The sequence below is a fragment of the Bradyrhizobium sp. USDA 4510 genome (genome assembly GCF_054059095.1).
Genome location: NZ_JBSSBT010000001.1, coordinates 5,828,449 through 5,842,961 on the forward strand (window position 1 = coordinate 5,828,449; position 14,513 = coordinate 5,842,961).

Annotated in this window: 12 protein-coding genes and 1 pseudogene; all 13 read right to left on the reverse strand. The window is 66.4% G+C overall.

The window, feature by feature from the left end:
• Nucleotides 1-4: 4 nt before the first annotated feature.
• A complete protein-coding gene (locus ACVMDN_RS27145) occupies nt 5-946 on the reverse strand; it encodes an HlyD family secretion protein (RefSeq protein ID WP_253589457.1) in 942 nt (313 codons plus the stop codon).
• The gene (locus tag ACVMDN_RS27150) at nt 946-1,188 is read right to left on the reverse strand and encodes a DUF3302 domain-containing protein (protein WP_057021056.1); all 243 of its coding nucleotides are present in this window, start codon (nt 1,186-1,188) and stop codon (nt 946-948) included. The genes ACVMDN_RS27145 and ACVMDN_RS27150 overlap by 1 nt, the downstream gene beginning before the upstream one ends.
• Nucleotides 1,185-2,243 carry an HAD family hydrolase gene (locus ACVMDN_RS27155; protein ID WP_076823754.1) on the reverse strand — a complete coding sequence of 353 codons (1,059 nt, stop codon included), beginning with the start codon at nt 2,241-2,243 and terminating at the stop codon, nt 1,185-1,187. The genes ACVMDN_RS27150 and ACVMDN_RS27155 overlap by 4 nt, the downstream gene beginning before the upstream one ends.
• Nucleotides 2,240-3,634 (reverse strand): BatD family protein, encoded by a 1,395-nt coding sequence (locus tag ACVMDN_RS27160; RefSeq protein WP_076823752.1) that lies wholly within the window; start codon nt 3,632-3,634, stop codon nt 2,240-2,242. The genes ACVMDN_RS27155 and ACVMDN_RS27160 overlap by 4 nt, the downstream gene beginning before the upstream one ends.
• Nucleotides 3,631-5,151 carry a VWA domain-containing protein gene (locus ACVMDN_RS27165; RefSeq protein WP_076823749.1) on the reverse strand — a complete coding sequence of 507 codons (1,521 nt, stop codon included), beginning with the start codon at nt 5,149-5,151 and terminating at the stop codon, nt 3,631-3,633. The genes ACVMDN_RS27160 and ACVMDN_RS27165 overlap by 4 nt, the downstream gene beginning before the upstream one ends.
• The gene (locus ACVMDN_RS27170) at nt 5,144-6,142 is read right to left on the reverse strand and encodes a vWA domain-containing protein (protein ID WP_076823747.1); all 999 of its coding nucleotides are present in this window, start codon (nt 6,140-6,142) and stop codon (nt 5,144-5,146) included. Before ACVMDN_RS27170 ends, ACVMDN_RS27165 begins: the two co-directional genes overlap by 8 nt.
• Nucleotides 6,135-6,626: a DUF4381 domain-containing protein gene (locus tag ACVMDN_RS27175; RefSeq protein WP_076823744.1), complete on the reverse strand. Its 492-nt coding sequence runs from the start codon at nt 6,624-6,626 to the stop codon at nt 6,135-6,137. Before ACVMDN_RS27175 ends, ACVMDN_RS27170 begins: the two co-directional genes overlap by 8 nt.
• The gene (locus ACVMDN_RS27180; RefSeq protein ID WP_057021076.1) at nt 6,619-7,605 is read right to left on the reverse strand and encodes a DUF58 domain-containing protein; all 987 of its coding nucleotides are present in this window, start codon (nt 7,603-7,605) and stop codon (nt 6,619-6,621) included. Before ACVMDN_RS27180 ends, ACVMDN_RS27175 begins: the two co-directional genes overlap by 8 nt.
• 7 nt (nt 7,606-7,612) lie before the next feature.
• Nucleotides 7,613-8,570, reverse strand: a pseudogene (locus ACVMDN_RS27185) (AAA family ATPase).
• 82 nt (nt 8,571-8,652) lie between these two features.
• Nucleotides 8,653-11,127, reverse strand: a complete 2,475-nt coding sequence (locus ACVMDN_RS27190; protein ID WP_076824203.1) for a fused MFS/spermidine synthase — start codon at nt 11,125-11,127, stop codon at nt 8,653-8,655.
• Nucleotides 11,128-11,255: 128 nt separating this feature from the next.
• On the reverse strand, nt 11,256-12,899 hold the full coding sequence (locus tag ACVMDN_RS27195) for an arylsulfatase (protein ID WP_141339640.1): 1,644 nt from the start codon (nt 12,897-12,899) through the stop codon (nt 11,256-11,258).
• Between the two features lie 2 nt (nt 12,900-12,901).
• Nucleotides 12,902-13,921 carry a formylglycine-generating enzyme family protein gene (locus ACVMDN_RS27200; RefSeq protein ID WP_141339642.1) on the reverse strand — a complete coding sequence of 340 codons (1,020 nt, stop codon included), beginning with the start codon at nt 13,919-13,921 and terminating at the stop codon, nt 12,902-12,904.
• Nucleotides 13,922-13,942: 21 nt separating this feature from the next.
• Nucleotides 13,943-14,194: a hypothetical protein gene (locus tag ACVMDN_RS27205; protein ID WP_244558638.1), complete on the reverse strand. Its 252-nt coding sequence runs from the start codon at nt 14,192-14,194 to the stop codon at nt 13,943-13,945.
• Nucleotides 14,195-14,513 lie beyond the last annotated feature (319 nt).

Here is a 14,513-nt window from a genome sequence, read left to right on the forward strand (position 1 = left end):
TCACTCAAAACGGATTCACATAATTGACGATCGCGAGCTGCCGCAGGATCACGCGGCGCACGACGTGGGTCGGCTTCAGATGGTCGGTGTAGATCGCCGCCGTTCCGGTCGAGCCGGCCGGCAGACGGTTGGCGAACGCGGCATCATCGAGCTTGACGCGCACGACGAACGGCACCGCCTCGATCGCCTTCGGCGCAACGGCGGTGCCCGAAGTCGTGGCCTGGCCGGTCGCGACCGCCTGCAGCACGCTTTCGACCTTGCCCGTGTAGATCTGCCCGGGCGCAAACTTGAAGGTGACCTCGACCTCCTGCCCGGGCGCAACGTAGCGCGCATCGATCTGATTGATCTCGACGCCGATGATTGTGTTCGAGGTGTCGATGAACGCCATCACCGGCGACAGCGGCAGGTTCGCGACCCGCGCGCCCTTGCGCAGCGCGAGGTTGGTGACGTAGCCGTCGGCCGGCGCGCGGACCACCGTCTTGTCGCTGTTCCACTGCGCGGCCTCGAGCTGGCCACTGAGCTGATCGACCTCGGACTGCCGCTGCTCGACGTCGAAGCCGCGCCCGGCGTCGCGTTCGTAAAGCGTCGTCATCTGCGCAAGCCGCGTCTTCGACAGCTTGAGCTGCGCCGTGATCGCCTTGACCTGCGCGTCATAGGGCGTCGGATCGATCTTGAAGAGGACGTCGCCGGCCTTCAGCGGCACGTTGGCGACGACGGGCACCTCGGTCACCTCGCCCGCGACGTCAGGCACGATCGACACTGCGTTGCGCACGACCAGCGCCGAGCCCTGCGGCGCGCCCCAGCCCATCGGCACCAGCAGGCCGAACAGCAGCAACACCAGCACGATGAAGGGAGACGCCTTCCAGAACAGGTTGAAGCGCACGATCTTGAAATGCACCAAGAGGAACAGCAGCACCAGATAGACGTTGAAGATCGCGACACCCATCACGCATCTCCCGCCCGGCGCGGCGCCGGCACATCGACATAGGCCCAGATGAACGCGATCGGCCACAGCGCAAAGCCGCAGATCAAGGTGATCCAGCCGGCGACCATCACGGCCTGCGCATAGGGGTGATTGCGCGATTTCGCGATGTGCCCGGGCAGCCAGCCGGCGATGCAGAACACGCCGATCGCGCTCGCGACCAGGATGACGAGCACGATCCAGGCGAAGATGTCGTAGCCGCTCATGGCTTCGCCTCCGTCGCGGCGCCGGCCGCGGTCAGGGGCGGAAAGACCTCCTTCCAGTCCTGCTTCATGTCGACCACGGTCCAGCCACCCGCGCTGGCGGCATCCAGCGCCTTGTCGAGCTTGCCGATCCTGGATTGCCGGTCGTAGGCATATTCACGAACCGCATCCGTGTGGTGCACGATGCCGGCGAAGCGCGCGCCCGACCCCGCCACGGTCCATTGCAGCATTTGCAGGTCGCCATCCGAGTTGCCGAACGCAAAGATCGGGCGGCGGCCGATGAACCGGTTGATGCCGACCGGCTTGCCCGGGCCGTCATCGATGAACTCGACCTTGGCTTCTTTCATCAGCACGGGCTTGCCGTCGGCGCCGATCTGGAATTTCACCACGCCGGACGAGCCGACCACCTGCTCCGGCGGGATGCCGTAGACCCGCTCCATCCACGGCCGCATGAATTCGACGCCGCCGCCGGATACGACAAAGGTCTTGAAGCCGTTGGCCCTGAGATAGGCCAGCAGCTCCAGCATCGGCTGGTAGACCAGGCTGTCATACGGCCGGTTGAAGCGCGGATGCCTGGCGGTCGCGAGCCAGTCGCGCACCGAGCTTGCGAACGCATCGGTGGTCATGCCGGCATGCGTCGCCATCACGATCTGCAGGAGGCCCTTCTCGCCGCTCGCGGCCAGCGCCTTGCTGTCCTTCTCGATAAGCGCCTTGAAGGGTTGCCGCGTCTTCCAGTCCGGATGCTCCGGCGCCATTGCCTTGACGCGGTCGAACGCGAAGGCGAGCTGGAAGTAGAACGGCTGCTCGGTCCACAGCGTGCCGTCATTGTCGAACGTCGCGATCCGCTCAGCCGGCGGCACGAAGTCTCGCCCGCCCTGTGTCGTGACGCGCGCGACGAAATCGACGATCGCCGATTTCGCCGCGCCGTCTTTCCAGGACGGTAAGGGATCGACCTGGCTCAGCGCGCGCGCCGGCGCCAGCGCGCTGAGCGGCAGGGCGATCAACGCGATCAGCAGCAATCTCTTCGAGACGGCAAAGGCACCAACATCGCGGCTCATCTCGCAGGCCTCCTCTGCCGGTTGAGCGACAGCACACGATCGTCAACCGGATTGAGTTGTCCCGGCGCCCTGTGCCTTGCGGCGCGCGCCGTCTCGTGTCGTATGCTGCGCCGGGCACCGCCGATGTGGCGCAGCAGCCGGTGCGGTGACCAGCGCACCGCGCCGGCAGACGGCGCGAACAGCTCGCGCTCGACCGCGCCGATCTCGTCATCGAGCGCGGCATCATGGGCGACGGCCTTGAACGCCTCGACCGTATGCTGCGGCGCGACCGGCTCGAACCGCTGCAGCCAGTCGAGCAGCGCGAAGTAGACCGCCTTGGCATCGCCACGGCGCGCGGCGCGCCGCAGCTCGCTGAAGGCGAACGCTTCCGAGCGGAGATAGGCCTCGCGACGCCGGCGAAGACGCGCCGCGATCGCCCGCACCATCCGCGGCATCAGCCAGCCGAGCCCGGCAAGCGCCAGGAGCACGAGCGCGATCGACAGCCAGTGGTCGGCGACGACATCGCGCAGCGCGCCCCATGACCGGCGCGGGCCGGAGGTGCCGACGGAGGACGCAGCGCCGGCTGCGGGGTTCGCCTCCACGTGCAGCGTCACCGGGTCGAGATGCGCCACATCGATGCTTTGCGCGCCGGTGTTCCACCAGCGCAGGTCGATCGGCGGCAGCACATAGTCGCCGGCCTTCTCGAGCATGTAGACGCCGCTGTCGGTGCGCGCCGAGGACAGCACATCGGTGCGCCCGTCGGTCTTGTCCTGGAGCGACGGCTGCGCAGGATAGAGCTTGAGTCCGTCGAACGCGGTGAACTTCACCGGCGGCAGCAGCATCGCGGGAATGCCTTCGGCCTTGACGGTGACGGTCCGCGTCACGGCGTCCCCGGTCTTGAGCTGATCCGACGAACGGTTGACGGTCTGCTCGATCGACAGATTGCGCGCGGCCAGGAACGGCTGCAGGGCGGAGGCCGCGTCCGGGATGAAGGCCTCAAATGCGATCGGCGGCAGCGCGAGTGTGGCCTCGCGCGTCGCCGGCGGCTCGGCGGCGTATTTGATGGTAATCGCCTGGCCGGCGATCGCGTAGCTGCCCGGCTCCTGCGGATGGATGGCGAATTCGAACCGGACGCCGGCATAGGTGAGGCCGTCCCGCTGCTCGTTTTCATTGATGCTCCGCAACTGACGGGTCACGGCATTGCGGACCTGGAAGTCGGGCAGCTCGGGTGGCGCCGTCATGTAGTTCGGCGCCAGCACGTCGATCCGCAGCGTGGCCGCCTGCCCCACCACGACGCGCGGCGGATCGATCGTCACCCGCAGGATCGGCTCCGGCGCGGTTTGCTGGGCGAGCGCCGCGCAGGGTATCAGCAGTCCGATCATCAGGGCTACGGCGGCGAGCGGGTGCCTCATGGCTTCGTCCCCGCCGGCCGCGTCGCGTCCTGGATCGCAAATTTCAGCTTGAGGAAGTCAGCCGGCGTGGTCTGGACCTGACGCATCCAGGCTTCGGCGGCGCCGGCCGTGGTGAGATCCGTCGGCTTCACCTCGATCCGCTTGCCGCCCTTCTGGGTCGGGTCGACCCGCATCTCGTCGGCCTTCTCGTCCGGCGGCGCACTGTCGTCCTGCTCCTGCTTCTTCCGCTTCTCCTCTTTCGCCTTCAGCGCCGCCACCACGATGGCACGGTTGGTCTTCGCGGCGACATGGCCGGGCGCGACCTTCAGAACCTCGTCATAGGCGGCGATCGCCTTCTCATAGGCGTGGTTCTGCGCCTGGGCGTTAGCCAGCGCAAAGCGTCCCTCGAGCGTCTCGACATGCGCGAATTCCTGCGCAGCCGTCAGGAAGTCGAACGCCCGATAGGCGACGATGCCGCGCCACATCGGATCGGAGAAGCGCTTGGCCGCGGTCGTATAGTCGCCGCGATCGAAGGCGATGCGTCCTTGCTGATCCGGCGTCAACCACAGGTCGGCAAAACGGCGCGACTCCTCCGCCCTCGCGGACGACACGTGCGACAGACAGACGAAGGCGACAACCCAGGCCACCGTCGTGCCGCGCCGGAACCAGAGCAGGCTGAGCAGTGCAATCGGCAGCAGCAGCCAAAAGCCCTCATCGCGCCATTGCGTACCGAACGCGTCACCCTGCGCGGCCTGATAGCGGGTTTCGATCCGGCGCTCGAGCGCCGCGATGTCGGCGTCGTCGATGCTGACCTGGACGACGTCCGAACCGAGCCCGAACCTTTCGCCCTTGTTCGGCGTGACGCTCAGCTTGACCAGGCCGTTCCGTCCGGCAGCCTGACGAACCGCTCCCTCCTCGTCACCGCCGTCGTCGGCGACAAGCAGGATCGTGCCGGGCACTGTTTCGGTCGCGAGCGCCTCCGCGGCGAGCGCCACCGCCGCGACCGCGTTCTTCCCGGGCGACGGCATCAGGCCCGGGGCAAGCGCGGCGAGGAAGGGTTCGATGACGGCGCGATCGTCGGTCAGCGGCATCACCAGATGCGCGGTGCCCGCATAGGCGATCAGCCCCGTGCGCGCGCCGGCGCGCGCCGCAAGCAGATCCCTGATCTTCTGCTTGGCGCGTTCGAGCCGCGTCGGCGCGACGTCGCTCTGCCCCATCGTTGCGTCGAGCGACAGCGCGATCATCAGCGGCGCCTTGTCCTCGACGAAGGGCGGCAGCTCACGCCGCCAGGTCGGGCCCGACAACGCGACGATGCCAAGCGACAGCGCGGCGGCGACCAGATAAAGCGGGCTGACGCCACGCCCCGTCCCCGGCTGCACGATGAGATGGTTGAGCAGATGCGGCGCGATCACCCCGCCCCATTGCGCCTGCGGGCTCTGCCGCCACCGCACCCATGCGAAGACGGCAGCAACGGGAATCAGCGCGAGCAGCCACAGCGGCCGCAGCAGATGGAAGGGAATCGCGGCCGCGTCATGCATGGCCGATCGCTCCCCTTCGTCCCAGCCCGCTTTCCAGCGACAGGCCGAGCCACAGCAGCAGCGACAGCACCACGGCGGCGCCGAGCGGCCACTGGAACAGCGGCTGCTTCGGCCGCCATGACAGCGTATCGAGCTTGGCCGGCGCGAGACGGTCGATGTCCGCGTAGATCGCCTGCAACTGCGCACCGTCCTCGGCACGGTAGAAATGGCCGCCGGTCGTGGCGGCGACCGACCGCAGGACGCCGAGATCGACGCGGTTCTCGCCGGTCGCGGCCGGATCGCCGACGCCGATCGTGTCGATCACGACGCCGTTCTGGTGCGCGATGTCGGCGGCATGCTCCGGAGGGACGCGGCTCGCCGTGTCGTTGCCATCCGTGAGCAGGACGAGAAGCTTCTCGCGCGCCTTGCTGGCCTCGAAGGTCTTGATCGCAAGCCCGATGGTGTCGCCGATCGCAGTCTGCTGTCCGGCCATGCCGACCTCGGTCTGCGCCAACAGCGCGGTCGCGGTCTGCAGATCCTGCGTGAACGGTACTTGCACATAGGGCCTGGTGCCGAACAGCACCAGCGCGACGCGGTCGCCGTGCCGATGCGCGATGAAATCCGCGACCACGCGCTTGACGCCGTCGAGCCGCGTCAACGTCGCGCCATCGCTGCCGCGGAAGTCGCGCTGGTCCATCGAGCCGGAGATATCGATCGCGAGCATCAGATCGCGCGCCGAAACCTCGCGCGTGACGGGATCACCGACCCATTGCGGCCGCGCCAGCGCCGCGACGACGAGCGCCCAGATCAATACGGCCGTCACCATCTGGATGCGCCGCCGTTGCAGCACGACGGCGCCGCGCTGCGGGGTCTGTCCGGTTGCCGCCGCAAGGCGGTCGAAGAACGGCACCATCACCGAGGCCTGCCGCGCGCGATACGGCGGCAACAGCCACCACACCAGGATCGGCAGCGGCAGGAGCGCGAGCATCCAGGGCCATGTGAACTCAAACATGGTGCCCCCTGATCCAGCGCCGCACCAGATCCTGCAGCGCCGTTAGATCGCCGGCATCCGCCGTCGTCCGCCCGTACGGCGCGGTCGCGACCAGCCGTCCGGCGCCTTGCGAGAATTCGTCCCCGCCATAGCTGCGGTCGAGGAACGCAAGCCAGCCCGCGCCGGCAAGTGGCGCGATGGTTTCGCGCGGAAAGGCATCGAGCGCGGTCTGCCGCACCAGCAGCGCGAGGCTCGCGGCCATTCCCTCCGGGACGCCGCCTTGTGTCTGCAGCAGCCGGTCAAGCTCCGCGAGCGCCGCGCGCCGATAGCGGTTGGCGCGGAAATGTCGCAGCAGGCGCCACGCCGCGACGGCGACCCCTGCGGCAACCAGCACGATCACGATCCGCGACGCCCATGTCGCCGGAAGCAGGCTCACCGACGGGGGCAGCGGGATATCGATCAGGCCCGCGACGGGATCCACAATGACGGGTTGGGGATCAGCCAAGAGCCGCCTCCGCTCGGGCGTGACCGCCACCGCGTCCGTGCCGGGCCGGCAGCCCGCCCAGGAGACGCCGGATTTGCGGCGCCGTTTCCTCGGCTGTGCTCAGCGGCAGCACCGGAATGCCAAGCTCGCGCGTCCACGCGAATACGCCGCGCAGCCGCTCCTGCGACGCCTGCGCGATACTCTTGCGGACGCTCTCGCGACCAACTTCGAGCTGAATCTGCAGCTCGCCATCGGTGACGGTCATCCGGCTCGAGGCCGGCAAATCGCTTTGCAAGGGATCGTGGACCAGCACCGCGACCACGTTGTTATGCCGGGCGATCGCCCCGATCATCCGGCGCGTCGCGCTATCGGCGCCATCGAAATCGCTGATCAGGATCACGGTTGCGTCATGCATCGTCCGCCGCTCGGCATGTTCGAGCGCCCGGTTGAGCATGCCTGACGCCGGAACGATGCCTCGGCCGACGCCGAGCGCCTGGTTCTGCGCGACGATGGTGGACAATATCTGCAACACCGTCGCGCGACTGCGCCGCGCCGCCAGCTCGACGACATCGCTGTCATTGAACACGATCGCGCCAATCCGGTCGCCGACGCCGAGCACACGCCAGGCGCCGATCGCGGCGGTCTCGGCCGCGGTGACCGACTTCATGGCGCGCCGGCTGCCGAAGAACATCGACAGCCGCTGATCGACCACGAGCAGAGCCTGACGGTCGCGCTCCTCGTTGAAGACGCGCACATGCGGCTTCTGCAGCCGCGCCGTGACCTTCCAGTCGATCTCGCGGACATCGTCACCCGGGCGATAGTCCCTGATCTCCTCGAAGTTCAGCCCGCGGCCGCGCATGCGCGAGGCGAACCGGCCCGACAGCAGACTATGCACCGGCTGGCGCGGCAGGAACGAAACCCTGCGATCCCGGAATTCGAGCGCGATCAGATCGTCGAGACCGACGTAGACACCGGGCGTTCTGGCTGATGTCTCCGTCATCACGGCCTCACGCTGCAGCGACAAGCTCGGTGATTTTGTCGATCACCTGGTCGGGGCTGATGCCCTGCGATACGGCCTCGTAGCTCAGGATCAGCCGGTGCCGCAGGCAGTCGTGGATGACGGCGCGGATGTGGTCGGGCGTGACGAAATCCTGCCCGTCGAGCCATGCCCGCGCCCGCGCGCTGCGGTCGATGGCAAGGCTGCCGCGCGGGCTGGCGCCGATCTGGATCCATTTACTCAGGGGTTCGCCGTAGCGGCCGGGAAACCGCGTCGCATAGATCAGGTCGACGATATATTTCTGTGCGAGGTCGGAGACGAAAATGCCATCGAGCTCGCCGCGCGCATCGAGGATCGCCTGCTGCGGCACCGGCGGCGGCTCGGCAGCTCCGGCTTCCGGCTTCCGCGCATTCTCGGCGCGATTGAGCTTGATGATCTCTCCTTCGGTCGCCTCGTCGGGATAGGTGATCACGACATGCATCAGGAAGCGGTCGAGCTGCGCCTCGGGAAGCGGATAGGTGCCCTCCTGCTCGATCGGGTTCTCGGTCGCGAGCACCATGAACAGGTCTGGCATCTTGTAGGTCTTGCCGGCAACGGTGACCTGACGTTCTTCCATCGCTTCCAGCAGCGCCGACTGCACCTTGGCCGGCGCGCGGTTGATCTCGTCCGCGAGCACGAGGTTGGCGAAGATCGGCCCCTTCTGGAACTGGAACTGGCCGCCCTTCTCGGTCTGCAGGTAGATCTCCGCGCCGGTCACGTCCGACGGCAGCAGGTCCGGCGTGAACTGCACGCGCGACAGGTCCGCGGCAAGATTCTTCGCCAGCGTCTTCACCGCCCGCGTCTTGGCAAGCCCCCGGCAGGCTTTCGATCAGGAGGTTGCCGTTGGCCAGCAACCCGATCAGCATGCTCTCGACCAGATGATCCTGCCCGAGCACCGACTTGCCGATGCGCGCCTTGAGATCGAGCACGGCGTCGCGCGCCGCGGAGTCCTTGGCGGTTCGCCGCGCCGGGGCGGCCGCTAACTGTGTTGCGGCATGGTCTGACATTGCACTACGGCTCCTTGGACCCCGTAAACCACCGGTAATAGGGGTTTCGCCTCGCCGCTTGGCTCAGGCTCGCCATCTCGCGCGCGTAAGCCTGCCTGTTGCCCGCATAGGCGCTGAGGCCGGCACGATAGAACGCATCAAGATCTCGCCTTTCGCTCAGCAGCGAGGCGGTGAATTGCTCGTCCGCTCCCTTGAGCGGCGGTTCGCTACGGTACTGCCAGATGTGCGAAATCGTCCGGCTGAACTCGTCCGGACGAACCCATGTCGCGTATTCGATCCGCGGCCTGTCGTCCGTCACCGCCGGCGCGTCCGCCGCGTAGCGCACGAGCCCGTCGCGGTCGGTGATCCAGGTTGCGATCAGCGCCGCGACCGAGTTGACGCCGACCGCGGAAAGCGCCGCAGACGTCTCGGGCTGATTGAATCTCGCGCTGATGCGCTCCGCATCCAACTGAATCGGACGACGCGACCCGACAAGCAACATTTCATGCAGCTCCGATGTCCACAGAGACGCGTACGGAAACACATCGATGAAGCTGCGAACCAGTGCGCGCGTGTCCTCGTCGTTCTGCGTTGGCAGCGGCAACCACTGCGCGACAATCCCGTCGTCGTTCAGTCGCGACGAAGCCAGACGATAAAAATCGCGAGAATAGAGATTGACGACGCCCACCGCCGATGGCGGCGGTGGCTCCAGCGTGATCAGGTCGTAGGTCTGGCTCTCGCGCTGCAGGAGGCGACGGCCGTCGCCCAAGCGCTTCTCCAATCCCGGGTCGGACGCGGCGTTGAAGGTGCCGTCGAACATCGGAGCCGCACGAAGGACCGCCGGGAGCAGCTCACCCACCACCCTCCTGTCGAGAGCAGGGAATTGCGAGAGAGCACCGGCCGTGATGCCCGTGCCGTAGCCGATCACCAGGGCTGATTTCGGCTCGCCATTGTGAATGATGAGAGGCAGGAGCGCTTGCAGCCGCATGTAGCGCAGCGACGGCATGGCGTCGCCGGAATTGGATACGCCCTGGATATAGAGCCGGCGGAAGCGGCCGGTGTTGACCACCGCAACGGTCCCACCCGGGCTCTCTTCATAGAACATGATTTTTCCCGACCGCGCTGCCGGCAGCAATTGGGCCAATCGGTCGGACGGCGTGGCGACCGCAGCGACGATGCAGGCTGCGCCGACCGCGAATGCCAGTCCAAGACCGGTGCGGCTCGAGCGACCGCCCCAGCAGGCCAAGACACCCAGCAGGCCGGCACCGATTGCGAGCAATGCAAGTGTGTGGACCAGCCCGAGCCAGGGCAGAAGCACGAAGCCGGTGAGAAGCGCGCCGCCCACACCGCCCAGCGTATTGACCGCCACGACGGCACCAACGTCCTGCCCGATATGCGCATCCCGCACCACCAGACGCAGCGCCACCGGAAAGGCCGCCCCGAGCAGCAAGGTCGGCAGGAATACGATGCAGAACGCTGCCACCGCGAAGCGGGCGCACATGCCGGCGAACTGGCTTTCGGTAAGGCGGAGCACGAACGCCTCGGTCGCCGTCTGCGCGACCACGAGCCAATGGCCAAGTGCCGCGATCTCGATCAAAGCCAGGAAACCGGCGGCGGCGATCAGAAGGCCAAAGACACTCCAGGGATCGCGGATCCGGTCGATTACCCGCGCAACGATCGCGGCACCCGCCGCAAGTCCCGCGAGGTACGTCGCAAGCACCACGGAAAACGCGAAACTGCGCGTACTCATGAACTGAACGATGGACTGGGACCAGACAACCTCATAGCCGAGGGCAATTGCGCCGGCGGCGGCATAGAGGGCAACGGCCAAGCCGACCCGGCGCGGTTGATGCGCCGCCGCGCGGCCGGCAGGCTTGATCCTCGCCGACGCCAAGGGAATCCGGCCAAGCACCGTTGCCCCCGCCGCCGCGAGGGCATTGAGGGTCGCCGCCGCGATCGAGGTCCCTTGCACCCCGAACAGCGGAATGAGGACAAACATCGGCAGCAGAGCGCCAAGAATCGCGCCGGCCGTGTTGGCGGCGTATAGCCGGCCGCCGACGCGGCCGGCATCGCCGGAATTCTGCAGCACCGCACGCACAAGGACCGGCAGCGTCCCACCCATCAGAAGCGGGGCGATGCCGACCAGAACGAACACCATGGCCCATGCGAGCAAGCCGCTCGCGCTCTCGATCGCCACGAAGACCGGCGCGATATTCGCCAGGATCAAGGTGGTGGCGACGCCGGTTATGCCGATGCCGATCTCGATCGCGATGTAGAGTTTCGCCGGCTGGCTGGCGCGGTCAGCCCTTCCACCAAAGATCAGGCCGCCCAACGCCAGGCCGGTAAAGAAGGCGCTCACGGCGGTCGTGATGGCGTAGACATCAGCGCCGACCACGAGCGAGAGCTGCTTGATCCAGATCACCTGGTAGATCAGGCCGGCGGCACCCGAGACGAATGCCAGCGCCGCTGCGACAAGCCTCCGGCTCGCGCCGGCGTCCAGATTCTTTCGGTGTGCTCGGGTCGCGGTCGATGCAGACCCTATGCTCGATCGAGCATCCATCCGCTAATCCCCTTGGATACAGTGCGAGACAGGCCGATACCACTGGCCTGTCTCGCAGGGCCTCGCGACTATTCGAGACCACGCTTCTTGAACGATTCATCGACCTTCTTGTCGACCGCACGACGAATCTGGTCGATGCTGAAGCTCGCAATCCGCTGGCTTGGCGGATATTCAACAAGGGTCTGCAGGAACGCTGCCGCCTTGATTTGTGCCTGAGCGATCATGTACGCGTTCTCTACCCGCCATTGATCGTACATGCTGCCCGATATCTCCGCGTGTTCGTACGGATCCATGCGCAGATTGAATATCTTTGGCACGCGCAAAGGCGTGAACGGGTGGGCCCAGACGTCGAACTGGCCGGGCTGATCCTGCCGTTCAAAGGTATGTTTCCAATCGCCGTTTCGCATCGCAACGAGATCACCGTCGTCGTTGAAGTAGTAGAACTCGTTGCGTGCGCTCTTGTCGGCCTTGCCCGTGATGTAGTCGAGCTGGTTGAACCCGTCGAGGTGATTGCGGAAGGTGGTCGAGCCGCCTTGCGGCTGCCAGCCGGTGAGCAGGCGATCCTTCACCCCGGGATCGCCGGCGGCGGCAAGGAGCGTCGGGAACCAGTCGAGACCTGACACGATTCCGTTGGCAACCTCGCCTGCCTTGACGTGGCCGGGCCAACGGATCATCGCCGGCACACGGAACGCGCCTTCCCAATTGGTGTCCTTCTCCGACCGGAAGGGCGTCGTCGCTGCATCCGGCCAGGTGAACGCGTTCGGGCCGTTGTCCGTGCTGAAGACGACGATCGTGTTGTCTGCGATCTTCAGGTCATCGAGCGTCTTGAGCAGCTTTCCGACGTTCATGTCCATCTCGACCATGCCGTCAGCGTATTCATTGCCCGGCATGCCGCTTTGCCCGCGCATCGAGGCACGAACGTGGGTAAAGATGTGCATGCGAGTGAAGTTCATCCAGGTAAAGAACGGCCTGTTGGCCTTTGCCTGTCGCGTGACGAAATCGATCGCAGCACCTGTAGTCTCGTCATCGACTGTCTCCATCCGCTTCCTGGTAAGCGGGCCGGTATCCTCGATCTTGCCGTCGGCGGAAGCTTTGAGGACGCCACGCGGCGAATAGGCTTTGACGAAAGCTGCGTCGTCCTTCGGCCAGTATGGCCGCTCGGGCTCTTCTTCGGCGTTAAGATGATAAAGATTGCCGAAAAACTCATCGAAGCCGTGATTGGTCGGCAGGTATTCATCACGATCGCCGAGATGGTTCTTGCCGAACTGACCTGTGGCGTAGCCGAGAGGCTTCAGGGCCTGCGCGATAGTTATGTCGCCCTTCTGCAAGCCGACCGGTGCTCCCGGAATACCGACTTTGCAGAGGCCGGTCCGCAGGCAGACCTGTCCGGTGATGAAGGTGGAGCGGCCGGCGGTGCAGCTATTCTCGGCATAATAGTCGGTGAAGATCATGCCTTCATTGGCAATGCGGTCAATGTTCGGTGTTTTGTAACCGACCAGCCCGCGGGTATAGGCGCTGATGTTGGACTGGCCGACATCGTCGCCGAAGATCACGAGAATATTCGGCTTGGCCGCGTTCGGCTGCTGCGCTGACGCGGGAGACCCGGCAAATGGCGCCAGGCTTGTCGCGACCAACGCCGCCGCGAACAAGCCACGAAGCAGCCCTCCGCGACTACCGGACTGCCTGGCAACGATATTGCTCTCATCGCTCATTCTTACGCTCCTTGCTTGTCGAACGGTTTTTGTGACGATTGAGAATCGGGTCGGCGCACCACGCAGCGAAAGCCGACATGGCTGGTCGAGGTGTCGACCGGCTCGGCATGGCGGGCGGCAGGGCGATACCGGCGACAGTAATTCGGTGCGCACAGATGCGAGCCGCCCTTGAGAACCTTGCGCGGGATCTTGATCGCGGGCTGGGCGGGGTCGTAGCTCGCCTCCTCGCGGCCGCCGCGCGGATTCTGCGGGATGCAGCAGGGCTTCGCGGCGTCGGCCTCATGACGGGCGGACCACCAGTCGGCGGTCCACTCCCAGACATTGCCGATCATGTCGTGGACGCCGTAGCCATTGGGCGGAAACGCGGTCACCGGCGAGGTCCGGTCGAAGCCGTCCTCGCAGAGGTTCTGAATCGGGAAATTGCCCTGCCAGGTATTGGCCATGTGCTTGCCGCCGGGCGTCAAGGCGTTGCCCCAGGCGAACTCCTCGGCCTCGAGCCCGCCGCGCGCCGCGAACTCCCACTCGGCTTCGGTCGGAAGCTCCTTGCTGGCCCATTTGGCGTAGGCGAGCGCATCGGCATAGGCGACGTGGACCACCGGATGGCTGCCGAGCACGTTGATGTTGCTGCGCGGGCCGTAGGGGCGGCGCCAGTTCGCGCCCTTCATCAAGGTCCACCATTGGCTCCAGTCGCGCAGGGTGGTGACGCGGCGCGGCGGCTGAAACACCAGCGAGCCGGCGTAGAGCATATGCGGCAGCGCACCCGGATATTGCGCAGGATCCGGCGGTCGCTCGGCGACCGTGATGTGCCCGGTCTCCCGCACGAATTCGCGGAATTGAGCGTTGGTCACCGGGGTGCGGTCGATCCAGAAGCCGTCGACCGAGGCGCGATGCGCCGGCGCCTCCTCGGGATAGTGATGGTCGGAGCCCATGCGGAACGTGCCGCCGGGAATCCAGACCATGTCGTCGGTCTGGACGCGGTCGTCACGCTCTCGTTCAGCGGAGGCGATCTCTACCCGGGACATGGCGATGCACCTCTTTGGGCATTACCGCGAGCAGTAGTCCCAGAAGCCCTGTGTTCGAGACGGGTCGGTGTAGTACCAGCACATGCCCGCTGCCGGTGCCGGTCCCGCCCAGGCGGCTGCGCTCGCCGCGCTGACGAACCCGATCGCTGCGCCGGCCGCGACCGCGCCCCCGACCGGCCAGCCGTACCAGCCGGGCCGCGCCCAACCTCCCGGCCGCGGTCCGACCCAGCGCGTGCCGCCGCCGTGCCAGCCGGGGCGAACGCCCGGCCCCACCACCATCCGGCTCCGGTAAGCTACCGCACCGCCGCGTGGTCCGACGGCAACGCCGCCCCGGCGCGCGACAGCGCGCACCTGCACAACGTTACCGCTGCCTTCCTGCTGTGTGATGATCGGCAGTGAAGCGGAAGAGCCGATGCTGACCGCCGACGCCGGGCCTGCTTGCGCGACAATCGCGGCTGCTCCAACGAGCGCCAGACGGAAAATCCTGTTGAAGATCGGAGCCTTATGATCTCGGTGACCGAACGTCGTGCATGATTGCATCGTGCCTGAGTGCATTGTCGCGCCCTTCCATTTTTCTGTGCTGCACTTTTCG

Bases quoted from the DNA above. Each gene is read 5' to 3' on its own strand.
- ACVMDN_RS27145 (WP_253589457.1), bottom strand. From the start codon at position 946: ATGGGTGTCGCGATCTTCAACGTCTATCTGGTGCTGCTGTTCCTCTTG.
- ACVMDN_RS27150 (WP_057021056.1), bottom strand. From the start codon at position 1,188: ATGAGCGGCTACGACATCTTCGCCTGGATCGTGCTCGTCATCCTGGTC.
- ACVMDN_RS27155 (WP_076823754.1), bottom strand. From the start codon at position 2,243: ATGAGCCGCGATGTTGGTGCCTTTGCCGTCTCGAAGAGATTGCTGCTG.
- ACVMDN_RS27160 (WP_076823752.1), bottom strand. From the start codon at position 3,634: ATGAGGCACCCGCTCGCCGCCGTAGCCCTGATGATCGGACTGCTGATA.
- ACVMDN_RS27165 (WP_076823749.1), bottom strand. From the start codon at position 5,151: ATGCATGACGCGGCCGCGATTCCCTTCCATCTGCTGCGGCCGCTGTGG.
- ACVMDN_RS27170 (WP_076823747.1), bottom strand. From the start codon at position 6,142: ATGTTTGAGTTCACATGGCCCTGGATGCTCGCGCTCCTGCCGCTGCCG.
- ACVMDN_RS27180 (WP_057021076.1), bottom strand. From the start codon at position 7,605: ATGACGGAGACATCAGCCAGAACGCCCGGTGTCTACGTCGGTCTCGAC.
- ACVMDN_RS27195 (WP_141339640.1), bottom strand. From the start codon at position 12,899: ATGAGCGATGAGAGCAATATCGTTGCCAGGCAGTCCGGTAGTCGCGGA.
- ACVMDN_RS27200 (WP_141339642.1), bottom strand. From the start codon at position 13,921: ATGTCCCGGGTAGAGATCGCCTCCGCTGAACGAGAGCGTGACGACCGC.